The organism is Parvibaculum sp., assembly GCF_019635935.1.
Lineage (GTDB): Bacteria > Pseudomonadota > Alphaproteobacteria > Parvibaculales > Parvibaculaceae > Parvibaculum.
Genome location: NZ_JAHBYN010000001.1, coordinates 3,201,441 through 3,226,440 on the forward strand (window position 1 = coordinate 3,201,441; position 25,000 = coordinate 3,226,440).

36 protein-coding genes and 1 tRNA gene are annotated in these 25,000 nt (G+C 63.6%); 20 read left to right on the forward strand and 17 right to left on the reverse strand.

Annotation, left to right across the window (positions count from 1 at the left end):
* Positions 1-12: 12 nt before the first annotated feature.
* The 16 genes from KF719_RS15730 to KF719_RS15805 form a co-directional block, all read right to left on the reverse strand.
* Positions 13-1,827 (reverse strand): ParB/RepB/Spo0J family partition protein, encoded by a 1,815-nt coding sequence (locus KF719_RS15730; protein WP_293509954.1) that lies wholly within the window; start codon positions 1,825-1,827, stop codon positions 13-15.
* A 1-nt stretch (position 1,828) separates the two neighbouring features.
* Positions 1,829-2,326 (reverse strand): hypothetical protein, encoded by a 498-nt coding sequence (locus KF719_RS15735; protein WP_293509955.1) that lies wholly within the window; start codon positions 2,324-2,326, stop codon positions 1,829-1,831.
* Positions 2,323-3,135: a hypothetical protein gene (locus KF719_RS15740; RefSeq protein ID WP_293509957.1), complete on the reverse strand. Its 813-nt coding sequence runs from the start codon at positions 3,133-3,135 to the stop codon at positions 2,323-2,325. The genes KF719_RS15735 and KF719_RS15740 overlap by 4 nt, the downstream gene beginning before the upstream one ends.
* Positions 3,132-3,392, reverse strand: a complete 261-nt coding sequence (locus tag KF719_RS15745; RefSeq protein ID WP_293509959.1) for an acyl carrier protein — start codon at positions 3,390-3,392, stop codon at positions 3,132-3,134. The genes KF719_RS15740 and KF719_RS15745 overlap by 4 nt, the downstream gene beginning before the upstream one ends.
* A gap of 79 nt (positions 3,393-3,471) precedes the next feature.
* Positions 3,472-4,854: a recombinase RecT gene (locus KF719_RS15750; RefSeq protein WP_293509961.1), complete on the reverse strand. Its 1,383-nt coding sequence runs from the start codon at positions 4,852-4,854 to the stop codon at positions 3,472-3,474.
* On the reverse strand, positions 4,851-5,210 hold the full coding sequence (locus KF719_RS15755) for a hypothetical protein (protein ID WP_293509963.1): 360 nt from the start codon (positions 5,208-5,210) through the stop codon (positions 4,851-4,853). The genes KF719_RS15750 and KF719_RS15755 overlap by 4 nt, the downstream gene beginning before the upstream one ends.
* On the reverse strand, positions 5,203-5,502 hold the full coding sequence (locus tag KF719_RS15760; RefSeq protein ID WP_293509965.1) for an HIRAN domain-containing protein: 300 nt from the start codon (positions 5,500-5,502) through the stop codon (positions 5,203-5,205). Before KF719_RS15760 ends, KF719_RS15755 begins: the two co-directional genes overlap by 8 nt.
* The gene (locus tag KF719_RS15765; RefSeq protein ID WP_293509967.1) at positions 5,499-6,299 is read right to left on the reverse strand and encodes a hypothetical protein; all 801 of its coding nucleotides are present in this window, start codon (positions 6,297-6,299) and stop codon (positions 5,499-5,501) included. Before KF719_RS15765 ends, KF719_RS15760 begins: the two co-directional genes overlap by 4 nt.
* A 49-nt stretch (positions 6,300-6,348) precedes the next feature.
* The gene (locus tag KF719_RS15770) at positions 6,349-6,573 is read right to left on the reverse strand and encodes a hypothetical protein (protein ID WP_293509969.1); all 225 of its coding nucleotides are present in this window, start codon (positions 6,571-6,573) and stop codon (positions 6,349-6,351) included.
* Between the two features lie 13 nt (positions 6,574-6,586).
* Positions 6,587-7,867 carry a 5'-3' exonuclease H3TH domain-containing protein gene (locus tag KF719_RS15775; RefSeq protein ID WP_293509971.1) on the reverse strand — a complete coding sequence of 427 codons (1,281 nt, stop codon included), beginning with the start codon at positions 7,865-7,867 and terminating at the stop codon, positions 6,587-6,589.
* Positions 7,864-8,016 carry a hypothetical protein gene (locus tag KF719_RS15780; protein ID WP_293509973.1) on the reverse strand — a complete coding sequence of 51 codons (153 nt, stop codon included), beginning with the start codon at positions 8,014-8,016 and terminating at the stop codon, positions 7,864-7,866. Before KF719_RS15780 ends, KF719_RS15775 begins: the two co-directional genes overlap by 4 nt.
* The gene (locus KF719_RS15785) at positions 8,013-8,297 is read right to left on the reverse strand and encodes a hypothetical protein (protein ID WP_293509974.1); all 285 of its coding nucleotides are present in this window, start codon (positions 8,295-8,297) and stop codon (positions 8,013-8,015) included. Before KF719_RS15785 ends, KF719_RS15780 begins: the two co-directional genes overlap by 4 nt.
* Positions 8,297-8,755 (reverse strand): hypothetical protein, encoded by a 459-nt coding sequence (locus KF719_RS15790; protein WP_293509976.1) that lies wholly within the window; start codon positions 8,753-8,755, stop codon positions 8,297-8,299. The genes KF719_RS15785 and KF719_RS15790 overlap by 1 nt, the downstream gene beginning before the upstream one ends.
* A complete protein-coding gene (locus KF719_RS15795; protein ID WP_293509978.1) occupies positions 8,752-9,189 on the reverse strand; it encodes a hypothetical protein in 438 nt (145 codons plus the stop codon). The genes KF719_RS15790 and KF719_RS15795 overlap by 4 nt, the downstream gene beginning before the upstream one ends.
* 448 nt (positions 9,190-9,637) lie before the next feature.
* Positions 9,638-9,991, reverse strand: a complete 354-nt coding sequence (locus KF719_RS15800; RefSeq protein WP_293509980.1) for a hypothetical protein — start codon at positions 9,989-9,991, stop codon at positions 9,638-9,640.
* Positions 9,992-10,002: 11 nt separating this feature from the next.
* Positions 10,003-10,635, reverse strand: a complete 633-nt coding sequence (locus KF719_RS15805; protein ID WP_293509982.1) for a S24 family peptidase — start codon at positions 10,633-10,635, stop codon at positions 10,003-10,005.
* A 133-nt stretch (positions 10,636-10,768) separates the two neighbouring features.
* Here KF719_RS15805 and KF719_RS15810 point away from each other — a divergent pair, with 133 nt between their 5' ends.
* The 20 genes from KF719_RS15810 (at position 10,769) to KF719_RS15905 (ending at position 23,755) form a co-directional block, all read left to right on the forward strand.
* Positions 10,769-10,996 carry a hypothetical protein gene (locus tag KF719_RS15810; protein WP_293509984.1) on the forward strand — a complete coding sequence of 76 codons (228 nt, stop codon included), beginning with the start codon at positions 10,769-10,771 and terminating at the stop codon, positions 10,994-10,996.
* 116 nt (positions 10,997-11,112) lie between these two features.
* Complete coding sequence (locus tag KF719_RS15815) at positions 11,113-11,853, forward strand: hypothetical protein (protein ID WP_293509986.1); 741 nt, start codon at positions 11,113-11,115, stop codon at positions 11,851-11,853.
* On the forward strand, positions 11,846-12,106 hold the full coding sequence (locus tag KF719_RS15820; protein ID WP_293509988.1) for a hypothetical protein: 261 nt from the start codon (positions 11,846-11,848) through the stop codon (positions 12,104-12,106). Before KF719_RS15815 ends, KF719_RS15820 begins: the two co-directional genes overlap by 8 nt.
* Before the next feature lie 179 nt (positions 12,107-12,285).
* A complete protein-coding gene (locus KF719_RS15825; RefSeq protein ID WP_293509990.1) occupies positions 12,286-12,663 on the forward strand; it encodes a hypothetical protein in 378 nt (125 codons plus the stop codon).
* 143 nt (positions 12,664-12,806) lie between these two features.
* On the forward strand, positions 12,807-13,160 hold the full coding sequence (locus KF719_RS15830; RefSeq protein ID WP_293509992.1) for a hypothetical protein: 354 nt from the start codon (positions 12,807-12,809) through the stop codon (positions 13,158-13,160).
* Complete coding sequence (locus KF719_RS15835) at positions 13,157-13,516, forward strand: hypothetical protein (RefSeq protein WP_293509993.1); 360 nt, start codon at positions 13,157-13,159, stop codon at positions 13,514-13,516. The genes KF719_RS15830 and KF719_RS15835 overlap by 4 nt, the downstream gene beginning before the upstream one ends.
* A gap of 45 nt (positions 13,517-13,561) precedes the next feature.
* Positions 13,562-13,954: a hypothetical protein gene (locus KF719_RS15840; protein ID WP_293509994.1), complete on the forward strand. Its 393-nt coding sequence runs from the start codon at positions 13,562-13,564 to the stop codon at positions 13,952-13,954.
* Complete coding sequence (locus KF719_RS15845) at positions 13,954-14,493, forward strand: hypothetical protein (RefSeq protein WP_293509996.1); 540 nt, start codon at positions 13,954-13,956, stop codon at positions 14,491-14,493. Before KF719_RS15840 ends, KF719_RS15845 begins: the two co-directional genes overlap by 1 nt.
* On the forward strand, positions 14,490-16,259 hold the full coding sequence (locus KF719_RS15850) for a hypothetical protein (RefSeq protein WP_293509998.1): 1,770 nt from the start codon (positions 14,490-14,492) through the stop codon (positions 16,257-16,259). Before KF719_RS15845 ends, KF719_RS15850 begins: the two co-directional genes overlap by 4 nt.
* Complete coding sequence (locus KF719_RS15855) at positions 16,256-16,786, forward strand: GcrA family cell cycle regulator (RefSeq protein ID WP_293510000.1); 531 nt, start codon at positions 16,256-16,258, stop codon at positions 16,784-16,786. The genes KF719_RS15850 and KF719_RS15855 overlap by 4 nt, the downstream gene beginning before the upstream one ends.
* Positions 16,783-18,216, forward strand: coding sequence for a DnaB-like helicase C-terminal domain-containing protein (locus tag KF719_RS15860; protein WP_293510002.1), 1,434 nt, complete (start codon positions 16,783-16,785; stop codon positions 18,214-18,216). Before KF719_RS15855 ends, KF719_RS15860 begins: the two co-directional genes overlap by 4 nt.
* Entirely contained in the window at positions 18,213-18,686 is a 474-nt protein-coding gene (locus tag KF719_RS15865) for an HNH endonuclease (RefSeq protein ID WP_293510004.1), read from the forward strand. Before KF719_RS15860 ends, KF719_RS15865 begins: the two co-directional genes overlap by 4 nt.
* Positions 18,665-19,591: a hypothetical protein gene (locus KF719_RS15870; RefSeq protein WP_293510006.1), complete on the forward strand. Its 927-nt coding sequence runs from the start codon at positions 18,665-18,667 to the stop codon at positions 19,589-19,591. The genes KF719_RS15865 and KF719_RS15870 overlap by 22 nt, the downstream gene beginning before the upstream one ends.
* Positions 19,588-20,100: a hypothetical protein gene (locus KF719_RS15875; RefSeq protein ID WP_293510008.1), complete on the forward strand. Its 513-nt coding sequence runs from the start codon at positions 19,588-19,590 to the stop codon at positions 20,098-20,100. Before KF719_RS15870 ends, KF719_RS15875 begins: the two co-directional genes overlap by 4 nt.
* On the forward strand, positions 20,097-20,540 hold the full coding sequence (locus KF719_RS15880; RefSeq protein ID WP_293510010.1) for a hypothetical protein: 444 nt from the start codon (positions 20,097-20,099) through the stop codon (positions 20,538-20,540). Before KF719_RS15875 ends, KF719_RS15880 begins: the two co-directional genes overlap by 4 nt.
* Positions 20,537-20,737, forward strand: a complete 201-nt coding sequence (locus KF719_RS15885; RefSeq protein WP_293510012.1) for a hypothetical protein — start codon at positions 20,537-20,539, stop codon at positions 20,735-20,737. Before KF719_RS15880 ends, KF719_RS15885 begins: the two co-directional genes overlap by 4 nt.
* Positions 20,738-20,977: 240 nt before the next feature.
* Positions 20,978-21,541 carry a transcription termination/antitermination NusG family protein gene (locus KF719_RS15890; RefSeq protein ID WP_293510014.1) on the forward strand — a complete coding sequence of 188 codons (564 nt, stop codon included), beginning with the start codon at positions 20,978-20,980 and terminating at the stop codon, positions 21,539-21,541.
* A gap of 259 nt (positions 21,542-21,800) precedes the next feature.
* A tRNA-Gly gene (locus tag KF719_RS15895) sits at positions 21,801-21,874 on the forward strand.
* Between the two features lie 184 nt (positions 21,875-22,058).
* The gene (locus KF719_RS15900; RefSeq protein WP_293510016.1) at positions 22,059-22,847 is read left to right on the forward strand and encodes a ParB N-terminal domain-containing protein; all 789 of its coding nucleotides are present in this window, start codon (positions 22,059-22,061) and stop codon (positions 22,845-22,847) included.
* Positions 22,844-23,755, forward strand: a complete 912-nt coding sequence (locus tag KF719_RS15905) for a hypothetical protein (protein ID WP_293510018.1) — start codon at positions 22,844-22,846, stop codon at positions 23,753-23,755. Before KF719_RS15900 ends, KF719_RS15905 begins: the two co-directional genes overlap by 4 nt.
* A gap of 392 nt (positions 23,756-24,147) precedes the next feature.
* On the opposite strand, the gene KF719_RS15910 is transcribed toward KF719_RS15905, so the two are convergent.
* Positions 24,148-24,906 (reverse strand): hypothetical protein, encoded by a 759-nt coding sequence (locus KF719_RS15910; protein ID WP_293510020.1) that lies wholly within the window; start codon positions 24,904-24,906, stop codon positions 24,148-24,150.
* Positions 24,907-25,000 lie beyond the last annotated feature (94 nt).

Below are 25,000 nucleotides of genomic sequence, written 5' to 3' on the forward strand. Positions count from 1 at the left end.
TTGATGTCAGGCTCATGCCGCTTTCCGCTTCTCCGGAGCCTTGGCGGGGGCCTTGGCCTTCCGCGGCTTTGCCACCGGGTCGTATTCGACGATGTCGGGCAGCCAGCCGGCTTCGAGGCATGCGGCCTGCACCGCCGCCGCGACGGTCTTCTTCGGCTTGCCCTCGTAGAGCGCCGCCTCTTTCTTGCCTTTCACCTTGGCGAGGATCGCGAGCAGTTGCGCGTTCTGGTGGGCGGCGAAGTAGTCGTAGGGCAGCGGCGGGCTCTCGGTCAGCACCACGGCCTCCCGGAGCACATGAAGCCTCTCCCTGTCCTCGTTCTGCATCTTCGGATAGTCGCTGCCGTGAGCGCCGAACGGCGTGATCGCCTTGACGATGCCGGCAATGAGCTCCTCGCGCTTGAGCGCACCGAGTTGCTTCCATACGCCATCGAAGGAATCGTCACCGCGCGACTTCTGTTCGGCGATCGGGCCGAGACGCTTGCCGTGATCTTCGGTCAGGGGCGTTACGGCGCGGCCGTCGATCCGCACCCCGAAGTCGCCGCCGGTCTTGAGGCTCGTAAGAATGACCTTCAAGGCAAAGGTCTCGTTCGCCAGCATCGCTTCCTGAATGAGCAGGTCGCGATGGTCGCGGGCGATCGCACAGGCCTTGCGGGTGTGCGGGTCGAGCGGCTTCTTCGGACCGGCCGCGGCCTTCCCGGCCGAGCCGGCGGTTCCGGGCTTCCCCGCCTTTGCCGCAACCGTTGCCGGGATGATCTTGAACTCGGCCTCGCCGTGGCGATCGATCTTGGCGATCACCCGGACATTCTTCATCTTCTCGGGGTCGTAGCTGTCCGGGCGCCCGAGGAGCCGCGAAAGCTGGTCGCGAGACGCATCGAGCTGCTCGTGAACATCGAGGTTGAGGCCGGACTTTCCCCCGGCGACCTTCTTCTCGAAACCGGATATCGCGGTGTCGAGCGCCTTGACGCGGGCAGCGACGTCGGGTTTGAGCGCGGCGCGGACCGCCGCATGCCCGGCCCGATAGTGAAACGAGGTGTGGCTGTACCAGTCGCTCGGGCTCTTTCCGCCGCTTGCGATTGCGACATTGGCGCTCAGGCTGCGCGCGATCTCCTCGGTCGCCCGGACCTGATGCTGCATGAAGGCCTTGGCGTCGTGGAAGTAGCCGCCATCGGCATCGAACAGATCGCGCTCGTATTTGAGACCCGACGCCTCGATGTCGAAGAGAGCGGCGCGCGTCGGAATGCGGACATCCTCGATCGTCTCGCTGATCTCTTCGACGCTTTCGGCCCAATAGGGGATTTTGCCTCCCCGCAGTGCCTTGGCCAGCTCACCGAGCATCTTCGGCGGAAGCATCGTCGCGCGTTGCGCTACGCGCTCGCTCATGACCCCGGCGTCGACCGCATCGACAACCTCCTGCGGCAATGCCGAGAGCTGGCGGAGCTGCTTTACCTTCCGCTCCGTGACGCCCAGGGCAGAGGCAAGCACGCTGTCCGCATCCGCCTTGCGCTGCGTCACGACCTTGATCCGCTCGGCGAAGCTGTATTGCTTGCGGACCATATTGGCGACGTCGCCGGCGTCTTCGTCTTCGGCCAGCTCGTACTTGATCCGGGTTTCGCCGTTCTGCGTCATAGCGGCGAGGCGGTGCTGGCCGTCCACGAGGACAAAGCGTCCGCCCTTGGCCGCCTTGAGCAGGATCGGCACATAGAGGCGCTTCTTGGCCTTGATCGAGGCGGCGATGGTTTCGACATGGTTCCGGTCGAGCTTGCGAAGGCCTGCCGGCACGTCGATCTTGTCGATATCCGCGTAGAGCGCGGTGTCCTGCTTGGTCACGTCAGATCTCCTTTGTGGGTTCGGGGCGGGTGCGCCGCGCCAGGTTGTTGCGCGACTGGAGCGCGCGCTTGGGCCAGTCGTATCTCCGGCCGGTCTTCTCTTTTGGTTTCTCGGGACGCAGAACGTCGACGCCGCGTGCGGGCGGAGCGAACCGATCCGATTTGTCCCGGCCGCGCGTCGCGCCGGTGATGCGGTTCTCTTTCGAACGGCGCGCCGTGTCCTTCGCGGATCGCGCCTTGTGCGACCGGCAGACGACCGCCTGAATGTGGTCGGGATCGTTCGCTGGCGGGATCGTGTCGCCCAATCCGCGCCGTGCGTCTGGATCGAACTCGCGCTCCCACAAAGCCGGACGATGGTCGTATTCGAACTTGTCGTCCCCGACGCCGAGCTTGACGCCTGTGTCGGCGCAAAGCCCACCCTGACGGACGAAGACGGCCGCCTTGACGCGCTTCGGCATGGCCGGGCGCTTCCATCCTGCGGGTGGGCGGGGGAGGGTCATGCGAGATCGCCTTCGAGTGCCGCCAACTCTTCGCGGAGCTTGGATATTTGGGCTTTCCGGCTCTCTTCCTTATTCTTGGCATCCCAAGCGGCCCAGTCTTCCGGCACGTCGAGCCACGGATGCGCCTTGATGAAGGATTCGATGTAGTGGGACCGTTGATCCAGACGCCACGTTGCGATGCGCTCGTCGAAAAGACGCCGGACGATCTGCCGCGCTTCGTCCTCAGAGTGTGCGGGATACACCAAAGTATCGATGCCGCTGCCGTCGTAATACTGATTGAGATGAAAGTTGACGCGCCGCCGACCGCCGTCGTCCTCGTGGCCGTGGATAGCTAAAAGCTTTAGTCCGTTGTTTCTGCCGTAGTTATCGAGATAGGGCAGAGCTTCTGCGGTGGTGGCGATTTCCGGAGCGTCATAACTCGCTTTGACTATGTGTGTGATTCTCCCTTCGATGAAGTCAACCATCAGCGATATGTCTGGGTAGCGGGTCGCTTCCTTCTCGGCTGCCGCCTTGTTCCGGCCAATCTCCGATAGCTCTGACTTTGCGTTTTGGACTTCCGAACGCAGTTCGTTCAGCGTGGCCAATTGCTCCTCAATCTTTGGGCCATAAGTCTCGACCGGCTCGCTGGTGAGCACGCGCGCCACCGGGGTCAGGCGATCCGAAGGCCACTCGTCTCCGGTTTCCTTGTCCGAGATAAGAAAGCGCACGAACTTTTGGCCATCAATCTCGCCCGCATAGATGCAGCGGCGACCGTCTTCCGTGTAGACAACGACGCGACCGACAAGCGGGTGATTGCGATCTATCGTCATGCCCGGACCCGCCGCGCATCCAGAAGATCGGAAACAACCTCGCACCAGTCCGCGACCGACTTGCGACCTTCAGACTTCTCGTCGTCGATCGAGTATTCCTCGAAGCCGAACGCGCTTTCGAGGTTCATCGCGATCTCGATCTTGTCGAGACTGTCCGCCTCTAGGTCAGCCTCTGCCGGACCGTCGATCGGACTTTCCAACACGTCGGCAATCGCTGTGCGGACCTTGGCTTCGATTTCTTCTGCGGTGGGTTTCATCGTCGATCTCTCCGTTTGCCTGCGGTACTCGGATAGCCTCCGGCGTTTCCGCCGCCGCCCTACCGGCATAAGCCGGGTTCTATTTCGGTGGGTTCATGACCTCCTTGAGGCGCGCGTTCTTCGCGGCGTTCACCTTCGCGATGTGTTCCTTCGTCACTTCGTCGCGCGCGTTTGCCTCTTCGAGGAACGTGTTGTCGTACCAGCGCGTGATGCCGGAAACGGATTTGAGCGTCTGGAGGTGAGCGATCGACTGGTCGATGAAAGTCGGATCGGCTTGCTGCTGCTCGTCGGCAGCGTCGCTTTGCTGCTCCGTGTCAGCGGCTTCGGTCGCGGTTGGCGCGGGGTTCTCGCCGGCGGCATTTTCTCCGGCCCCTGCGGCGGTCGTCTCAAAGTCTGCACACCGCGTGTTGTAAATGGCCGAGATCGCCGCGAGCTCTTCCGGCATGGCGGCGCGCATGGCATCGAGATCGCCCGCCTCGCCGGCGGCTTTCCAAGCAGCGCGCATTTCATCGAGGGTTTTGGCGTTCGTGAGCGTCAAGCGCAGCTCGACTGCGATCTCTTCCAGACCTACGCCCGACTCGTCGCCGCCCGTGACAGCCTCTTCGGCTGTGCGGTCGATCGGTCCTGTGATGAAGTCGGACCGGCGAGGCGCCGGCGGCGCGTCGACCTGGCGCGCTGCGGGGGCATTGAGCACGAAATGCGCTTCGTCGCGCTCGAGTATCCGGTCGACATCCGCCGTGAGAGGGATTCGTTTCAGCAGGCGCCGCCCGACCGACTTGCGGCCCATCTCGTCATACCAGTCTTTCCAAGGGCCGTTCGTCGCCTTGGATACGGCTTTGACGCGATCGAGATCGGCGCGGGTCATGACCTCGCGCTCGATGCCGCCGTTTGTCTGTTTCAGGATCGCGTAGACGGCAATGATTTCTCCGCGGTCGCCCGTCACGTTCATCTTGTGAACGATCCGTTCGTCGTCACCGAGGAAGACCTCGAACGTGTCGTTTGCATAGACGACCCGCGTCGAGAATTCCTTGACCTTGCCGGTCTCCAGAACCTTCTTGGTCAGGCCCCGGATCATCGGCATCCACTTGACGAACTTTATCCACTCTTCCTTTTCGCGGCCGTCCTTGTCCTTCCGCTTCACCTTGTTGTTGTAGATGTTGAACGTACCCTCGCGGCCATCGGGCAGCAGGCCGTCCTGCGCGGCCTCTATGCCGGCATTGATCAAGGACCGGCGGTCGGCCCGCAAGAGATCGGGGTTCTTCGCCACCGCATGGGCGACAGCGTTGATGAAACGGTCCCACGGGATGTCGGGCGGCAAAAGCGCCTCGATCTGATCCTGCCGCTCGGTGAACTGAACGCGGACCTGGTCGACGCCCTGATCCAGCGTTACGACCGAACCCTTGTTCTCTGCCGGTCGGGCGACGTCCTCCGTCTTGGGCTTGTCCTTGACCTGCGTGTTCATATCGGAAGTTCCTCTTCTTCATACTCGGCGTCTTCGACGTCGTGGGTGGGTGGGGCAAGGAGTGCCGGTTCGAGCCGCGCGCGGACAGGCTCCGGCAACTGCCAGTCCTGTTTCGGCGCCTTCTCGAAGGCCACCTCCCGCGAGCAAGGCGCAAGGCCATAGATCGCGGTGCCGTGATGCAGGACCGGCTCAAGAAGCCTTCCGCGAAAGATCGGCTCGATCTGCAGAAGCTTCGTGCCGAAGCGCTCGATCTCGTCGATCCGGCCGATCAGCGTCCGGTGCCCGAGGATCTCGACAATCGCGTATTGACCCTCGGGCAGGTCTTCCGCTGTCGGTTCGGCGCGGGCTTCATTCATCGGCCTGCACCTCCGCGCGATATTCGATCTGGACGCTCTGGCCCGTCCGCTTCGTGACGGCGACGATGCGGTTCTCGGCGATCATCGCCCCGACCTCGACGTTCGGCCCCTTCGGGATGAAGCCGACATGCTGATCGCCGTGCATCACCTTGACCGCGTTCCGATCGAACTCGTTTTCCGGATCGGCCTCGACGGCCATCGGCGCGCCGTGCTCGATCGATTCCAGATGCTCGGCCGCGCCAAGGCGGAACTTGACGCCGGCGATGTGGAATTTCCGGGTGTATGTCGTCACAGCCGCTGCTCCGCTTTGAACTCGACGCCCGGCAGGCCGGTCTTCCGGAGCTCCGGCGACCGCGCGTAGGTGTCGGCATATTTCTGCAGGAAGCCCATCAGCTCGTCGGGACGGTTCTTCTTCACCCAGGCGAGCAGCTTGCCGTTGTCGACGATCTCGCCGACGTAGAAGGTCTTGAGGCCGGTGGCCTTGCCGCCCGTCTGGTCGCCGCGCACCGACGCCTTCTGGCTTGATGCCGCTTTGAAGCCGGCGGCGGCCTTCGCGGCCAGCTCCTCCGCCTCGCGGGCCTCCGCCATCGCGCCGGTTACGCTGACGCCGGAAGATTTCAGATCGCCGGCGGCGGCCTTCGCGGCCAGCTCCTCCGCCTCGCGGGCCTTCTTCTGCGCCTCCTCCAGAGCTGCACGGGCGCGCTCCTCTGCGTCCGCTTTCTCCTTCGCAATGCGAGCGCTTTCCTTGTCCAGCCACGCCTTCTTGCGCGCGTTCAGCAGCGTCTTCGCGTCGTTGATGCGATCCGTGAGGCTTGCGAACCGCTTGCGAACCTCAGCCAGCCTGTCCATCAGCGGACGCTTCTCTGCCTCCGCCATCCCGTCTGCCTTTTGGGCTAAGGCTGCGAGCTGGTTGAGCATGTCCTGCGCTTTGGCGGCCATTTCGCTGTCGACAAACTCCGGCCGCTCGGCGATCCAGAGATCGGCGGTCTTGAGATACTTGTCGACCTCGTCTTTCAGCGTGACGAATTCGTCGGGCGGATTGTTGTCGCCGATGCGGGGCTCACGCTCGGCCAGGGCTGCGTCTGTCATGGTGTTGGTTCTCCTGTTTCCACGTCGTCAACAATCGGTGGGGCGATGGTCAGAATGTAATTTCGGCGTCAGAGTTCGGGAGTTGCGCGCGCAGCGAAGAGATCTCGGAACGCAGGGCGACATTTTCGGCCTCGACGCTCTTCTTCTGGTCTTCGAGAATGCGACACTTGACCTCCGCCTCTTGCGCGCGCATTTCGAAGCGAAGGCGCTGCGCCGCTTGATCTTCGAGCCTGTCCAGCACTGTGTTGAAAGCATCCTGTCCGTCGATATCCATCGCGGCGTTCCTCTCAAAAGACGGGCTCGATGCCCAAGGGATCGATCTTCCTGTACGGCTGTGCGGCCGGTTCGTTCGGTGCGAAGTCACGCGCCCATTCCGCGCGCGCGACCAGGTAGCGGTATTCCTCTTCGGTGATCGGGTTGCCGGCGCAATGCGTCCACTCGGCATCGGCGTCCGCTTCCTTGCCGCCGACCGCGCAGACCAGCCGCTCGTCGGAAAGCAGCTCGCCCGTGTCCGCGTCGATGTCCTGTTCGAGCCAGATCGCGACCGGAACCCAAACCCCGCCGCGCACCATGCGCCGCTGAAAGAACCCGCAATGCGGTTCTGAATGGATCGGCGGCTTGAGGCCGGCCAGCGCATCGCGCCACCACGTGAACGCTTCGTTCAGGTCGGTCGGCGTATCGCCATCTCGCCCGATCGCCGTGTCAGACGGCCCCTCGTCGCGGAACAGGTCTGAAAACTCCATCAGCGTGCAGAAGCGCACGAAGTCTTCGCGACCGGGCTGCGGGACGGTCATGGCGTCTATCTCGACAGCCGCCGGGACATTCGCGTCAAGCGATACGAGCAGCTTCGCCTTGCGGGCCTGCTCTGCGAAGCCGACCAGGCTCTCGCGACACTTGCGCTGCCTGATTTCTCCGGCGCTGGCCAGCAAGGTTTCGAGATCGCCATATTCTTCGATCAGCCGCGCCGCCGTCTTGATGCCGATGCCCGGCACGCCCGGCACATTGTCGGTCGAGTCCCCCGCCAGCGCCTGCACATCGACGACTTTTTCGGGCGGGACACCGAATTTCAGGATCACCTCGTCGCGCCGAACGAACTTCGACGCGAATGGATCGAAGATCGCGACGTGCCCGTTGACGAGCTGCATCATGTCCTTGTCGCCCGTCGCGATGATCACATCCATGCCGGCGTCGGCTGCTAGGCGCGCATAGGTGGCGATCAGATCGTCGGCCTCGAAGCCTTGAACCTCGACGCCATGCACACCGAGCGCTGCTGTCGCTTCGCGCATCAGGTCCATTTGCGAAGTCAGGTCAGATGGGCGTGGACCCCGGTTGGCCTTGTAGTTCGGGTCGATTTTGTGTCGGAAGTTTCTGCCGGGCGGATCAAAGACAACGGCGCAGTGCGTTGGCGAAATCTCGGGCCTGCTGCCATCCAGAAACTTCATCAGAAGGTTGCAGAAGCCATAAACCGCCCCTGTCGGCTGACCGTCCGACTTGCGCGTCATCTTCGGCAGCGCGTGATAGGCGCGATGAATGAAGGCCGACCCGTCGACCAGAAGAAGCGTGTTCATGCAATCACCCAAGCCATGATCAGAAGAAGCGCAGAGAAGAAGAACCCGACCCGCGCCTCCGTCTTCCGTCCCTCGGCCTTCAACGCTCCGGTTGAAATCGCAAAAAGAAAGCCGACTGCAAGCACCACGAATGAGACGAACGAGGTCATGCCCGCGCTTCCTTCCGCTGATGCGCGCGACGGCGCTTTTTGTAGATATCCCGCCGGTCCTCGCGGGCGTCGTATCCGCAATCCTCGATCATCAGGCGAAGCAAGGAAGGCTCCGACGCCGGGCGAATGAACATCGTCCGGACCGTTGCGATGTCGGCGCGGAACCGCCGCCATATGAGGCGCGCGCCGTTGACGGCGTGAAGTGCCTTGCGAAGCGCGCGCCGGCGCAACGCGCGACGCTCGCGGCGCTGAATGATGAGGCCGTAATCGAGACCGATCATCACGCGCCTCCATCGACAAGATGCCGGCCGCGCCAGACAAGCCCGAGGCGCGCGCGTTCTTCCTGACGCTCGAAAAGAATTTCGTCATCGACCGGATCGCGCCCGGCTTGAAACTGGCGGCGGTAGTCGGCCATGATCCGCGTGTCGCCGGGGTAGGGCCGGCGCGCAAGACCGCGATTGTGGGCGGCCGTGAAAGCCTCCGCCGAAGGAATCTCGCCGGTGCCAAGACAGGCGAAACATTGCTCCTGCCTTTCGGACGGCACGGCGCAATGACCCTTGCACTCACCGCCCGGATAGGGATTGCCGCAGCATTCCGGAACCGTGTGGGCCGTGAACCCGTTTCCGCCACAGGCCGGGCAGGGCTGCATGTCCCGGCGCTCGCCGGCGACAAGCGCGAGACGGCCGCGCGTCGAGGAACCGAGTGGCGAGCCGAAAGGCATTTCGGGCGTGGCGCTCATGCTGCTTGCCCCCGTTCGATCCCCGCTGCGGCATCGAGGCGATTGAGCGCCGCTTCGGCGACTTCGTAATTGTCGATCCGCTGGTAGCGGTCGGACAGGAAGGCGCGCACATGGCCGTCGAGCATGCGGACGAGGTGCGGCTTCGGCTTGTCGTGGAACCAGTGGTTGACGTTGCTGGCGAGCAGCTCCGGCGCGTTCTGGAGCATGCGGTCGTAATATGCGGCGGGGATGGAGAGCTTCGTGCCGATCTGCCGGTGGGCGGTCTGCCCGACCGGGACGACCTCGCCGAGGCTCGTTTCGCTGCTCATGCGAATGCTGAGGCTGGCATCCGGCGTCATGGCGAGAAGGCTCGTCGGGGCGACGATATCCTTTTTCGACTCGGCCTGGCGTTGAAGCTCTTTGGCGAGGTCGACGATGTTGCGTCCGGTTTTCATGTCCGTTTCCTGTCTGTTGGGCCCCGGCGCTCGGGGTGGGCGGGGTCGGCGCCGGGGCCTCGTGGGTGCCTGCCGTGGGGGTACGGCCGGGGACAGAAGGGAATATAATTCCCCGTTCGGCGCGCGGCAAGAAGAAAATTCCCTTCAACGGGGAATTTTTTGCTACAGTCCCCTCAGGCCAACAAAAAGCCCCGCACAAGGCGGGGCGGGCTAGGGCGATATGAAAGACCGGCTTAAGAGGTCAGCGCCGTCCGGACGGACCGAATTGCCTTCCGGGCGTTCGCATCGTCACATAGATAAACTCCAGGGTATTTCATGCGGCTCGATCATGACCTCCAGCATGCGCGCGTGAGTCTCAGGCTCGAACCACGCGATGCCGCGGCGGTGAAGAGCGCCTGACTTCGGCCCCCGCCGGGGGCGGCCCCGCCGCTTTTTCACCTCATTCCCGTCAGCACAGCATGTTCCAGAGCGCGGCGAAGTCTTCCGATTCACCTTCGATGAAGGTTCCGATCGTTTTTCCGGCCCCGACAAATCGCCGGTTGCCGGTATAGCCGCCGAAGGCGTTCTTTGCGTTTACGAGGCCGCAGACGACCGGCGCCCCCGACGTGTAGGAGACCCGGACGCTGGAGAATTGAGCGCTGGCGGGGTCGCGCAGCGTCGATTGCACCAACTCCTTGTTCACCCTGATCCACGTGATTTCCTTCGCCGGCGACAGGCGCTCGGCGTGGCCCGGACCGGCGACACACAGGGCAAAAAGAACCAGCAGTCCCGTCCCCGTCCATTGCATTGCAGTGCCGCTCATCTTTCCCTCCCTCACATCCGTCTGGCGAACCAGACAATTCTCCCGATGATGTTGGTATCCTCGGCCATCACCTCGTAAGTGCCATGAAGCGGATTGTCCGAGATCAGCCTGATCTTTTCCGGCTTCGCATTCGGAATGCGCTCCAGCCGCTTCGCCACGGTTCCGTCGCCATCCCACAAGGCGAAGATGCCGGGCGTGCCGACGCGCTTGTCGCTCATATCGACAAGAGCGCGGTCCCCGGAATGCAGGGTGGGTGCCATGCTGTCACCGATCAGCTCGATCACCACGAGATTGCGCGCTGCGAGGCGCAGCTCGTCGACCAGATAGCGGCGCGAGAAGGTCCACAGATCCTTGATCGTCTCGGCATCGACCACAAAGCCGTTACCCATGCCGGCGCGGACATCGTATTCGGGGATATCGACGGTGGTGCGATCCGGGGCCGACTCGGGCAGGTCGGGTGTGTTGCCGACATGCTCCTTTTCCATCGGCCCTTCGCCGAGCATCAGCCATGAAAGGTGGACCCGGAGGGCTTTCGCGAGCTTCTCGGGGATACCGCCCCGCGGCGCGTCGACCCCGCCCTGAGCGTATTTCTTGATGCTTTCCAGCGAGACGCCGGAACGTTGCGCCAGCGCTGGATAATCCATGTCGCGCTTTCGGAGCGCGAGCACCAATCGTTTTGACCAATGTTCCATCGGGGGAGAATGCGCGACAGGCGGGCCTTTTGCCGGGGAAAAATCTTCTTGCGGAAGGGATTTTAATTCCCTAAATTCCCTGTCCATGAACACTGTCACAGAAATCATCTCTGCATGTGGTGGCCCGGACCGGATCGAGGCTGAAGCTTCGGTGCGCGGGGTAAAGCTGACCTCGTGGGCCGTCAAAAAGTGGAACCAGAACGGCATTCCGGAAAAGCACTGGGACCTTGTTATGGGCCTGTGCCCGACGACGGTTGAAGCGCTTTACAACGCCAACTCCGCGCTCCGCGCGCCCCAAGAGGCCGCACAATGAGCCTCAAAACCCGCCCCCTTACCAACGAGGAATCTTTCGACGCGGCCTGCCGGCGCCTCAAGTCCGTTTCCGACAAGCGGCGCGTTGCGACGTGGGAGCTTGTGGATGAACTTCTCTTGGCGCGCGAAACGCTTGGCGAGCGTTTTTGGCAGGCGGTTGAGATAACGCAGCTTTCGCAAGGCGCGGTCGACAACTACATGCGCACGGGCGAGGCGTGGCCCGCCGACAAGCGCTTTCTCAACATGCCGTTCGATTGCCATTCCGCGCTCAACACGCTGGACCCGGATCGTCGCGTAGCCGCGATGACAATGGCTCAAAAGGCAAAATGGGACCGGGACGAACTGCGCCGCCGGGTCGCAGCATGGAAGGCCGGGGACGAAAAGGCGTTCGATTACCGGCACAAAGTCTCGGCACCTGAGCGACCTGCACGAAAGATTGTAGACGTTCCAGAAACACTCGCGGGCGAGGGTTCTTCGAACGGCTCCAAAAACGCTGCCGTCTTCGACGCCACCGACGCGGGCCGGGGGCTCGATGTTGAGAACAGCCCCGCAACACCGACTGCCGCGCCGGCGCTTCCCTCCAAGCCGACGGCCACCGAACGCCTCAATCATGTGCTCGCTCTCCTGAAGGAGATGCGGAACGAGCCCGGCTTCCTTGCCGCGCTCGATCCGCCTGCGATCAGCGCCGTCGATTGCGGCATCGAGGGCCAATGGCTCGTCAATGTCGGCACCGAGACCCGGCATCGTCAAGACATCGAGTTCGATCGGAAAGCGGCACCGCGCCGCCAAGGCAAGCCCCAACCCGCCGAGGAAGACGTCCCGGTTTTTCTGAGAAGGAAAGCCAACGCCGATGTCTGAAATCATCGAAATGCCGCCCGTGCGAGACGCCGCTGCCCGGCGCCACATCGAGGCTGCGCGCATGTCGCCGATGTTTTTTCCGCTGTTCGTCGAATCGGCGCTGATGAAGGGCGACACGCCTGCGGATATGGAACGCAACTGGGGCGTTCCCGAATGGGTCATCAGACAGACGGTGCGCGACCTTGAGGCGAAAGCTTCTTCCGCAGCGAAGCGCGCGGCGCGACGCCGGGAGGTCCGTCATGCCCGGGCCTGAAATCCACAACGACCACGTTGCCGAAAGCGCTTCTGACTTGCCGGTCCCGCGCCTCCGCAACGACTTTCCTTGCGATCTCTCCGATGCTCCGCATGTCCGTTCTCCGTTCCCGTATCGCTCATCAAACCTAGGAGTGAGCGATGCGCAAAACGAGCGGGAAGAACCCCCGGAGATTGCCGATGACTGACGTGACCGCCGAGATCGGCAGCCGTGTCGGCTTCTGGATGCGTCAGGAATGGCCGCGCGACACGGCCAAGCTTGCGGCGCGGGCTTTCGATGCCAGCGAGCGGACGGCCGAGAAATGGCTCGCGGGCGCGTTGCCGTCGAACGCCCACATGGTCGCGATGATGTCGCGGTGGGGCCACCGGTTTGTTGCGTTCGTCTACGAGCCGGTCGTCGGCACCAGCCTTCGGCCCTATGCGCTCGCCCAGGAACTGAAGGAAATGCAGGGCCAGCTCGAAGCCCTCGAAAGGAAGATCGCAAATGCGGCGATGGATGAACCGCTACGGCCTGTGGCGGATGAGAAGGAACGCCGACAAGGGCTGGCGCGCTCTTAACCGCGCCGGCGCATGGGAGACATGGCTCCGCGCGCGCGGCGTGCGCTTCGAAGAGCCTGGGCTGAGGCAGGTCGAGCTCGGCGAATTTGTTGAAGTGCCGCATCGCGGCGTGATCGGGGAGTAGCGCGATGAAGAAATCCGGAATGCTGGGCGCGGCGATGGCAGCGGCGCTCACTCTTGGCGGTCTCGCGTCCGCGCCAGCTTTCTCCGGGTCGGTTCGCCTGTCTCGCCATGCAGATTTTCTGTTGTTCAAGGACGGTGACGGCCGCAGGAAGAAGCGCCATGTCGGCGCGCGGGAGAACAAGCGCAAGGATTACGTCTGCACCACCGGCATGTCGCGGCGCCGGAAACTTCGCACGCTTCGGAAGATGTGGCTCTCGGGCGAAGCGGCGCGCAAACGCAGCCAAGGGCCTGACATGCGCCCCGACAAGTACCTCCATTCCCATGCGCGGCGGAAGCGCGCGCAGGCCAGTTCCATGGAGAACAACGGTCAATGAAACTCCCGGCCGAAGTCATCACCGGACAGGTCTCGATCGCCATTGAAGGCGGCGAGGCCAAATCCGTTCTTGCCTTTATGCTTGGCGATCTTGCGGTGACGCCTGTCAGGGCCGAGACGAGCTGCGAGACCGGTGTGCTCTGGTCGATCACGCATGTTCCGTCCGGCTTTGGCCTGGCGGCCGGCGCCGCGTTGTTCAGACGCGCCGAAGATGCGGTGGGCGCGATGTACGACATCCACACCCTGTTCGGTCGCCCTCACGAAATCCCTATCCAGATGTTTGCGCCCGCGCAGATGCGAATTGTCGAGATATGCCTCAAGCGGCGCGGCGTGCTGCCCGGACAGATGGCTGCTTGACGAAAACCGCCGCCTGAGTGCGGCCAACCCGAGAGGAGAACGACGATGGCGAAGAAAGGCAAGGCCGCGAGCGGCGAGCCGCAGGGCGGCGTCAAGGCGCCGACGCCCGGGAGCAACGGCTACGACAAGAAGAAGCTCGAGGGCTACGTGTCCGAATGCGAGGAAGCGCAGACGGAAATCGACGAGATCATGCAGGCGGCAAAGGACAAATGCGCCCCGCTGCGCGAACAGATCGCCGACATCAAGAAAGCCGCCAACGAGGATGACGGCATTCCACGCAAGGAATTCAACGCCGTCCTTCAGGAGCGTCGTCTGCGCCGCAAGGCCGATGGCGTTCGGGACAAACTGAGTGCCGAGCAGCAGGACCAGTTCGACCTGATGAAGCAAGCGCTCGGCATGCTGGCGGACACACCCCTCGGCCAGGCGGCGATGCACTGATGATCCTCGCGCTCGACATCGGATTGAATCTCGGGTGGGCCGCCGGCGCGCCCGGGGTTCCGTTCGTCTCGGGCACGATGGTCTTTTCGTCGACCGGCCGCGACATCGGCCGGCTCTACTATGCGGTTCGCTCGGCTGTCGGCAGCAAGATCGACGAAAACGCGATCAGCCATGTCGTTTCGGAAGCGCCGGTTCACATTCCGACGAACGGCATCGACTCAATCGAGACGACTTTCGGCATTCACGCAACCGTGGCGCTCACCTGCAAGGACAAGGGTTTGTCCTATCGGCGCATTCACATGGCGACGGCGCGCAAGACGGTGCTCGGGTTCTCCCGCGCGCCGGCGGACGTTGCAAAGCACAGGCGCCGTGAATGGCTCAAGAGCCGGATCGTCGGCTACTGCATTGCGCGGGGCTGGAAGCCCGAAAGCGACGATGCGGCGGACGCACTGATCAATCTCGAATTTACCTGCCGTGAAATCGACCCGACATATGCGGCCGCTTCGGCCGTCGAAGAGATGGCGCGAGGTGTCGCATGAAGGGCGACGGACAAAGGATCCTCGACGCGCTTTTCGAAGAACTGCCCGATGCCGGAAGCGTCTGGCCGGAAGATCAACGCGCCGCATGGCTCGGCGCCGCCGAGTCGCTTTTCAAGCTGATTTACAAGAACCACCCCGCTGCGGCACTTCCCGCGGGAGAGGGAGCCCTTCCGACTGACGACCAAGAAAGAGACGACGCGGTTCGCGGCGGGGCCGGCGCAAGCCGGGGTGATCATACCGTCAAATCGTCTCATGGCTCCCATGAACAGGACGACGAGGATTCCGCGCCAGAGGCCGACATTGATGAGGCCGGCGCGGACGGCGGAGAGGCGGGTTGCGAGCCGAGCCCGGCCTCTCCGCTTCCAGCCGGGCCCGAAGCGCTACCGCCACTGACGAGCGCGCAGGCGAGGGCCTATCAGGCCGCCCGTTCGCTTCTCAAGCTGCAGGGCTCGTTCACAACAGCCGAGATCAATGCGAGGGGTGGGTCCGGCGCATATGTCGCGCTCTCGTATCTCCTCAAGAAGGGCTACCTCGCAAACGAAGGCCAGCTCGGAATGCCGCGCTGGCGGTTGCTGTTCGACGGCGAGCCCCACATCGAGGATCGGCGCGCCGCCGAGACGACCGCCCCACCCGAGACCGCCGGAAAGAGAAAGCCGTTTCGCCGCTTCACCGACAAGCCGACCCTTGCGCCTGATCGCCTGAAACCGCTCGCGCCGTATCACCCAGCCGTCACCGGCAAGCGAACCCTGTTTCCAAAGACCGTGATCGACCCGGCAGACAGCCCGGCGCTGCTCGTCTCCGGCGGCAACAGCCGCAAGATCGGCGACCGCGTCATCAAAGGCCCTTGGTCCGGCATGCCGATCTTCACACTGACGCTGGAGGAACGCGCCACCTGCCCGGAGAGTTGCTTCCATTTTTTGACCTGCTACGGGAACAATCTCCACTGGTCCCGGCGCCACCGGCACGGGGACGAATTGATAAGCGGCTTGCGAGACGAGCTGACGGCGTTTCAGGATGCGCACCCCGACGGCTTCGTCGTGCGGCTGCATATTCTCGGCGACTTCTGGTCCGTCGACTATGTCGCGGCCTGGGCGGGCTTTCTTCGCTCGTTCCCGGCGCTTCGCGTGTTCGGCTACACGGCCTGGCCGCGTTCATCCGAGATCGGCGCGGCGATCAAGCGCGTCACGGACACGCAATGGGACCGCTTCGCGATCCGGTTCTCGGACGCCGAAGCCAAGCCGCAAGGCGCGACGACGATCTACCGCATCCCCGAAGACGACCGGGTGCCGGAAGGCATTGTCTGCCCGGCCGAAACGGGCAAGACCGATTGCTGCGGCACCTGCGGGCTTTGCTGGTCGGACGCGGTCAGGGACCAGACCATCGTCTTTGTCGCGCATGGCCGCGGCAGCGGGCGCAAAGCTTCGCCGGAACCAACGGCGGCGCCCAAGCCCCGCACGATGCCCTTTGTCAGCCATCGGCTGATCGAGGAACACGCCAAGACGTTCGCGCCGGTCAGGCACGAGCCGGCGCCGCTCGACCGGGAGGAACCAGCCGCTCCCTCGCGCCCCGGTAAGTCGGTGCCTGAAGACGCGCGCCAGATCCTCCGCGAGTACCTCAAGGAAAAAGGGTTCCAGCCCGTCGTGACAGGCAAGGGCCGATTCATTTTCAAAGGCCGCGACGTCGACACCGACGGACTGATCGAGATGGTCAACGAAATGCGGGTCGAGGACGACCTACCGGAAATCGAACTCGGAGAGGCTGCATGAGCGGATGGACCGACGACCGCGTCGAAAGATTGAAGAAGCTTTGGCTGGAGGGCCTGAGCGCCAGCCAGGTCGCCAAGCAACTCGGGAGCGTCACGCGCAATGCTGTGATCTCCAAGCTACACCGTCTTGGTCTGTCGGGCCGCGCGATGCCGAGCCGACCGCATCGCGTGAGCAAGGTTCCCGGCAAAGTGAACGCCCACCGGCCAACAATCGTCAAAACCCCCGACGAGAAAATCTCGAAGCCGCTGCCGCCCGAAAAGCGCGTGCCGATGGAAGCGCGGTTCCCGATTATCTACGGCGCTTGCGCGGCGGTCCACGCACTGCATGACGAGACCGAGCGCTGCGGCTTCCCGATCGGCGATCCGCGCCAGCCGGATTACCACTACTGCACCGGCACACGCGCGCCGGCACCGGGCGAGAACGCACCGCGCCCGCGCTACTGCCCGGCGCATCAAAAGCTCTCCCGCCAGCCGCTGCAGCATCGCCTTGACAGGGCCGCGCGCGCCGCAGGAGGACGGTCGGCATGAACGAGCTTTACACACCGCCGCCACACAACATCGACGCCGAGCAGGCCTTGCTCGGCGCCATGCTGGTCGACAACAGATCCTATGACCGCGTGGCGACGTTTCTGGAGCCGGTGCATTTCTTCGACGCGCTGCACGGCCGTATCTACGAAGCGGCGGGCAAGCTGATCACGGAAGGCCGCACGGTCACGCCCGTCACGATCAAGCATCTCTTCGATGACGACCCGGCACTGCGCGAAGTCGGCGGCGCGACGTATCTTGCGCGCCTCGCCGGCGCGGCCTCGACGATCATCAATGCCGAGGAATATGGCCGTACCGTCCATGAACTCGCGATCCGCCGCGAGATTATTCAGATCGCGGGAGAGATCGACGAGCGCGCGCGCTTCGCCACCGCCGCCGACGATCCCGCGGCCATGGTCGAGGAAGCGGACGTCAAGCTCGCCGCGCTGCTTGTCCACGGCCAGTCCGGCGGCATGGAAGCTGCCGGCATGGCAGGCAGGCGCGTTGTTGACGGGGCCGCGCTGGCCTATCAGTTCGGCCGCCCGACGGGACTTTCGACCTATCTTCCGAGCCTTGACGCCATGACCGGGCCTTTGCGGGCAGGGGGGCTTTTCATCGTCGGCGGTGCGACGAGCATGGGTAAGTCCGCGCTCGCGCAGCAGATCGTTTTTGAGAACGCGCAGAACTTCCGCGTCGATGAGGCGGGCACGCGTATCGAAGGCGCGCGCGTGCTCCTGTTCTCGAACGAAATGAGCGCCGACGACGTGGTCGCGCGTCTTATCGCCCAGCTTTCCGGCGTGCCGGCAGACCGGATATCGGACGGGAGGTTCACCGAGGCCGAATTCGCGAGGATAAGCGACGCGCAGGACGCGATCGACACGCTGCCGTTCTGGATCGACGACACGCGCGGCCTCAAGATCGCGCAGCTTCGCGCCCGCGCGCGCCTCGCGCGGCGCCGGCACAAGATCGACCTCGTCGTGGTCGACCATCTTCATTGGGTCAAGGCCAACGACCCGCGTCTCGGCCGCGAGGAACGCATCGACCAGGTCGTCGAGGAGCACAAGGCGATGGCGGGTGAGCTCGGTATCCCGGTTATCGCGCTCGCGCATCTCAACCGCGAGGCGATGAAGCGCGTCAACCGACGCCCGCAGCTCTCCGACTTCATGGGTTCGTCGGCGATCGAGAAGGCCGCCGACAGCGTCGTCTTCGTGCATCGCGAGGAATACTACCTCGAGCGCGAGGAACCAGAAGACGGGACCGCCGAATATCTGAAATGGCAGGAAGCGATGTCGCGCTGGCAGGGCCTTGCCGAACTGATTCAGGCAAAGGGACGCGGCCGGAAGGGCGCCGGCAAGCGGATCGTCCGGTTCGACGGCGCGCAGACGCGGTTCGAGGAAATGGCAGCGGAAGACCAGGAGGCACTCGCGTTATGACGGTTTCCATCGAAGTGCCACCGGGGTCATTCGCGCTGCCTCATGCGTGGTTTGACGACGAACGGCTTCGGTTTCATCACATCGGTTTCTTGGGTTACTGGCTCTCTATTGGCGCTCCGGAGCGGCTTTCACCGAGCGACGTAATGGCGAACGGCAACATCGGCCGCGACAAGTATCGACAGATCACGCGCGAGCTGCGCGAGTGGGGCTATCTCCCGATCCCCGAGCGGACCGACAAAGCGCGGCTGAACCCCCGCGACTGGAACATCTTGCGCGTGATCGTTTTCGAGCGTGACGGCTATCAGTGCGTTTACTGCGGGGACGGGTGCGACGATCCGCATTGCGATCACGTCGTTCCAGTCTCTCGCGGAGGCACCAACGAAATAGAAAATCTCGCCACTGCTTGCCCTCCGTGCAACCTGAGTAAAGGCGACAAGATGCTGTCCGAATGGAACGGGAGAAAATTTTGATACGCCGGGGAAAACACGATAGCCGCTTTTCAATCATTCCGAACGATACGTCGGACGATATGAGCCTGAGCTACGAAGCGCTCGGCCTTCTCGTTTATCTCATAGCGAAGCCCCAAGACTGGCGCGTTCGTATCCCGGATTTGACGAAGCGGAAGGGCACCGGGCGAGACCGTTGCTACAAGCTGCTCGCCGAACTCGAGCAGGCTGGCTACATCGTCCGCGAGCGCATCCGCCGCAAGGGAAAGATGGGGGAGATTGAATACGTCGTCTACGACACCCCAAGGAGTGGTGTCTCATCAACCTCCGAACAGCCAGATGAAGCGCTGCCACATCCTGAAATTCAGGAAGTGGAGAAAACACCACGTCCTGAAAAACCGGATACTGAAAAACCGGATACGGCAAATCAGGACACATACAAAGGACAGACTCCTACAAAGGACGGAAAGTCACAAAGGACTGAGGCCGCTTGCGCGGCTCAACCCGACCTGCTTGGAGAAAGCGAACCGGCAAAGCCGAGACGCAAGGCCAAGCATCCGATGCCGAAAGACTTTCCGTCGAACACCGATCTCGATTGGGCGCGCGGGCACTGGAGCGAGAAGGGCGCGACGGGCCTCGTCGCGACGGACGAGTTCGAGCGGTTCAGAAATCACCACACCGCGCGCGGTTCGCTCTTTGCGGACTGGTCGGCGGCGTGGCGAACCTGGGCGATGAATGCCGTCCGGTTCGCGGCGCAGAAACCGACATCTGCCGGCGCGGGCCCCGCCATGAGCGACGACCAGCGATGGCGCGGCCGTGTCGAAAGCTTGCGCGAGAAGGGCGTCTGGAGCCCGCAATGGGGCCCGCGGCCCGGAGAACAGGGCTGCCTTGTGCCGAAGTCCATTCTTGCCGAGAGGAACGCGGCATGAAGCTCGTCTCTCTGGTCAAACAACATAGCCCGCACTCATGCGGCATGGCGGCGCTCGCAATGATCCTCGGGTTACAACACTCGGCCGACGTCGCGAGCGTCATACAGCGCTCGACGGAGGATAAAACCGACGACCCCGAGGTTGAATACATCGGCGTTATCGAACAGGAGCTGTCGCTCTGCCTGTTTGAACGCGGGATATCGAACTACCTCTGGTGGAACATCGGTTCTTGCTTCCCGGAAGACAGCTGGCTCCGTCGTCACGGTGCGGCGCTCTACTGGCCCACCGAAGCCGACATGCTCCAGACGATCAGAACCGAGATCGCTGTTCTCGGTGTCCCGTCAATCAACATCCGCGGCGCCGGGCACTGGCTTGTGGTGGCAGACGGCGAAGTTTTCGACCCTTCGACCAAGAAGACTTATCGGCAAATCGACGAGATCGAAACCGTACAGCAAGCGGTGCTGGTCGACCGCGCGTCGCTCGCGGCCTATCGGGAGAAAACGGCATGAACCATCAGCCCCGCATCTTCGGCGCGTCGGTCAGGCAGAGCCTCTACCACGTCTATGCCGCTTCGGGCGAAAGCATCGGGATGGCGTCGGCGCATCGGTGCCTCTGGGAGATCGGCGATTCGCTCTCCGACATTCACGGTCGCAGGGAGGCGAGCGCCGCGCTCTACAAGGTCGCGGACGCGATTGCCGTCGGCGGTGCGGTCGAAACGGTCTGGCCGCTCGCACCGGAACCGGACATGAAGCACGTCGCCGATGCGGCCGAGCGCGTGCTGGCAACACTGAAAGAGGTGAACGCGGAGTTCGAGAAGGCCGCCGCGCCGCCACCGCAGCGTTCGCCGTGGACCTTTCTCGCGGGCTTCGCCGACGCTTGCGCGCGCCACTGGTTCGGCGTCGCCTTCATCGCGTTCTATGCCGGCATGGTGATCGGGAGGGTCATTTGACCGACCCGACATCGCCGCTCGGAAAGCTGATCGGGCCCGGCGCCGGCGATCCCAACACGATCAACCGCTATGCCCGGAAATTCTGGCATGCCGGCGGGGCGTTGATCCTGCCGCATCAATTCGCGGAGCTGACCGCCGCGGCAAAATCCGAGATCGAGAAGGTTATGACCAAGGCATATGGACGGCGGAATGGATGACGGCTGCATGAGGATCATCGTTCCGGAAACTCGGGTCACGCACGAGATCGTGCTTTCGGTAGGGCGCGACTTCGCCACCGACGCCGCCGAAATCTTACTCGCTATTGGCCGGAACCAGCATCTCCGCGAAGGCGAAATCCGCTGGCGCAGAGTATGGCGCAAGAGCCTGCCGTTGCTAACAGCGCACCAGGGAGCCTCTCGGCGCGCAGAGGTTTCACGTGAAACGAGTAAGGGGGCCCGATGACCGAAGACATCGTTGAAAGCTGGCACGTTGCCTACACCGAGCCGAAAGCCGAAATGAAGGTCGAGGAGGAGTTCCGACGGCTCAACTACGCCACGCTGCTTTTGCTCGAGCGACGACGCAAGACAATCTATCGCGGCCGCAAGCCGGTGACGGAATGGCGCAACCTGCCGCTCTACCCGAACTATGTTTTCTTCGGAGTGCGGCCGGGGCAGGGGCTCTACGCGGCGGCTGAGACGAAGGGTCTGACGATGATCCTGCACAGCGGGGAGACCCCGCTCGTCGTGCCGGCCAAGGTGATGGACGCGCTTTTCGGGCGGGCGGACGCGGATGGCATCGTGAGGCGGATCGACGAAGAGGCACCACCGCCGCCCCGCCTGTTCAAGCGCGGGGAGCGCGTCACCTTTTCCGAGGAAAGCCCGCTCACCGGGCTTCTCGCAACGGTGGCGCAGGATTTCGAGGGCGGAAGCGCGGTTCGTCTCTGGATCGACGGCTTCAAGGGGAAGCGCCTCTCGGTCGATCCGACTATGCTGGTGACGGAGAAGGAAGGAACCGGACGGTGAGGCTATGAAGCCGCGGCCGCGAAGCGTGGTTATTAATAACCAAATCTCCGCGCCAATTTGACAACGCTCCTTCATCGCGCGTAATAATTCCACCCACAGGTATCGCGCACACATAGCGCCGACCTCAAGAGGTAGGCACGGCCCCGCCGAACGGCGGACAGCACCGAAGCGCCTCGGCCCGTGACGCGGGCCTGACAGACAGCTCTCCGGAGCCGTCGTCGCAAGCCTGCCGGTGATACCGGCTCCCCGAAACAAGTTCGCGGCTCTGCCCGATTGGTCAGGGACCAGCCTTCCAAGCTGAGGAAGCGGGTTCGATTCCCGCGGGCCGCTCCATCCTCTTTGCCGAGGTTTTTCCCGACTAAAAAAAGACCCGCCCCCTCCGACAGGAGACGGGGGGATAACGGCGCGCCAACGCCGTTAGCCGCGAGCGTAACTCTCGCATGACCGCCCCATCGGCCGCCTAGTGCGGCCATCCCCGCCAGCCGCGCACGCAGCCGGGGAAATTGTGTCTGGTGTCATGCAGAACAGCAATACGCTCGCCGTCGAATTCTGGCCGGTTTCCCGGCCGAAACCGTACAAGCAGAACCCGCGCCGCATCCCTGCCGAGGCTGTGGACAAGGTTGCCAAGTCCATAGAGACCTTCGGGTTTCGCCAGCCGATCGTGGTGGATCGCGAGGGGGTCGTGGTCGCAGGCCACACCCGGCTCCTTGCCGCGCGGAAGCTTAAGCTCAAGACCGTCCCGATCCATGTGGCCTCTGATCTGACGCCGGAGGAGGCTCGGGCCTATCGGCTCGCAGACAACCGGGTCGCAGAATTCAGCGCCTGGGACATCGCGACGCTGACACTCGAGATCGAGGGTCTGAAGCAGGCCGACTTTCAGATCGAGCCGCTCGGCTTCACGATGCTCGAGCTCGGTCAACTGCAAGCGACCGCGACGGGCGATGAGGCCGTCGAGGGCGCGCGGACGGACGAGGAAGACGCCGACACGTCCGGCGCGCTGCTCGATCTGATCAAGGTCACGATTGCCGAGCCGCGCCACAAGGTCGAACGCGGCGACGTCTGGCTGCTCGACAAGCGCCACCGCCTGTTCTGCGCCGGCGTGATGACGGACTGGCACCTGTGGGCGCCGTTCCTCGAAGGCGAAGCGATCTTCTGCCCGTACCCCGGCCCGTTCGTCGCCTATGGCAAGAAGGCGCGCGAGCATCCGCTGGTGATGGTGCAGCCCGATCCCTACACGGCCGGGCATGTGCTCGATCGCTTCGCGGAAATCCACGGGCGGCGGTCTGTCCGCAAGGTTTCGGCATGACCGCCCGTATCGCCACCGGGGGCAAATGGAGCCCGGATGTCTGGCCGGTCTATTTTACGGCCTCGAAGCCCGACACGCTGCAATACTGCGCGCCGTTTCACGACTATCTGCTCTGTGCGGTGAACGAGCTCGCCGGCGAGCATCAGATGAAGTTCCTTCGCGGCTTCCTGAAGGCCGGCAAGTCGGTGCTGATCGACAGCGGCGTCTTCTACCTCTCGACGCAGCACGCGAAGTCCCACGGCCTAAAGATGAACGAGGCGCTGGCGCTGGCGCCGACCGACGTCGACGGCTTCGAGGATCTGTTCAAGCGCTATGTCTCGCTCGTCACCGACATCGGAGAGCGGGTCTGGGGCTATATCGAGATCGACCAGGGCGGCCGCGAGAACAAGATCAGGACGCGCGCGAAGCTCGAGGCGCTCGGACTGAGGCCGATCCCGGTCTATCACCCGCTCAACGACGGGTGGGATTATTTCGACGAGCTGGCCTCGCGCTACGATCGCATCTGCATCGGCAACGTCGTGCAGGCCGACATGGAAACCCGGCGTCGCCTGATGGCGACGGCATGGGAGCGCCGGCGCAAGCATCCGCATCTCTGGATCCATGCGCTCGGGCTGACGGCAAGCGAAATGGTCGCGGCCTGGCCGGTCAACTCCTGCGACTCGAGCACATGGCTGTCCTCGATCCGCTGGGGTTTTCACGCGGCGGTCGTCGCGAACAAGCGCTGCTGGGACATCGACCGGGGGTTCAACTATCCGCTGGCCGGGTCGCCCGACGCCAGCGACGAAAGGCGCGACAAGGCGGTTCAGTTCTGCGGCTACAACGCGACCTTTGCCTGCAGCACGATGCGGGTGATGGCCGCCGAGCAGCAAGAGGCGCTGGGCTGCGACATCGCGGGGCCCGCGCTATGAGCCCGGCGACGATCACGGTCCGCTTCTCGGTCGAGGGCTGGCATTGCTGGCCGGACGCGCCGGCGCACCGGGCCTATCTCGCCGTCGAGCACCGGCACCTGTTTCTGGTCGAGGTGTCGACGCAGGTCTTCCATGACGAGCGCGACATCGAGTTCCACGATTTGAGGGACGCGGCCAAGGCCGGTTTCGAGGCGCTCGGCAAGGACGGCCGCATGGGTGCGCAGTCCTGCGAGACGATGGCGCGGACGCTCGGTGCGGCGCTGGCGGCCCGTTTCGATCGCGGCTTCAAGGTGTCGGTCTGGGAAGACGGGGAGTGCGGCGCAACGGTCGAGACGACGCAGAACGGCAAAAGGCCCCCCGGCGATGCCAGAGGGCCTTCTGATGGCGGCGGGTCAGGCCTTGGGGGTGAGCTTGTACCGCGTCTGGCCGTCGACCTTCTCCGCTACAAAGCTGTAGCCGAAGCGGTCGGCGTAACCGGTTTTCTTCTTGTTTGCGAAGAGCCACTTCCACGGCGCGCCGGTCCATCCGGTGAACTCGTTGAGCTCGGTCGGGGTGACGCCGTTCTTGCGGCAGGCAAGGCGAATGATTTCCTTCACCTTGTCCGAGGGCCCGGCGTTGCGCGGCCGCTTCGTTCCGGTCTTCGTGGCCTTCGAACCGCTCTGGGCCTTGGCCTTTGCGGCGGCGGCCTTCTTCTGCTCGTCCTTGGCCTTCTTGGCGGCGCGCTCCTTCGCCTCGATCGCCTTGATTTCTCGTGCCATCTCTTTCTCCTGTTCCGGGGTGGGTTTGGGGCGCTGCAGGAACGACGGAATGTCCTCGTTCTCGTCAGCGGGCTTGGGGTCCGGCGCTACTGTTTCCAGTACGTCGTCGGTGACGGGGTCGCGAACGGTCACCGGTGCATTGGTCTCGTTCGCGACCTCGCTAGCCTCTTGCAGCGCTTTGGCCGCTTCGATCAGGCCGAGGTCGCCGTCTTCGGTTGCGAGCATCACCGGCTTCGTGCCGACGAGGCTTGGGTTGGCCGGAAGGGCCTTTGTCGCCTTCCTCCACGCGAGGCAGAACCGCGAACCGACCTGAACGATGTCCACCTCGTCGGCGATGCCTTGTGCGGTGGCCGCGCGCTTTGCGTTGGAGCGGTTGGAGTAGGTCTTTTCCATCGTGTCCTCCGTTGGGCCACGGAACACCTTGTTCCGAGTTCCATTCTCGTCACCTGTTCTTCGGGGGCAGACAAGAGAATTCCGTCAGGGGGCG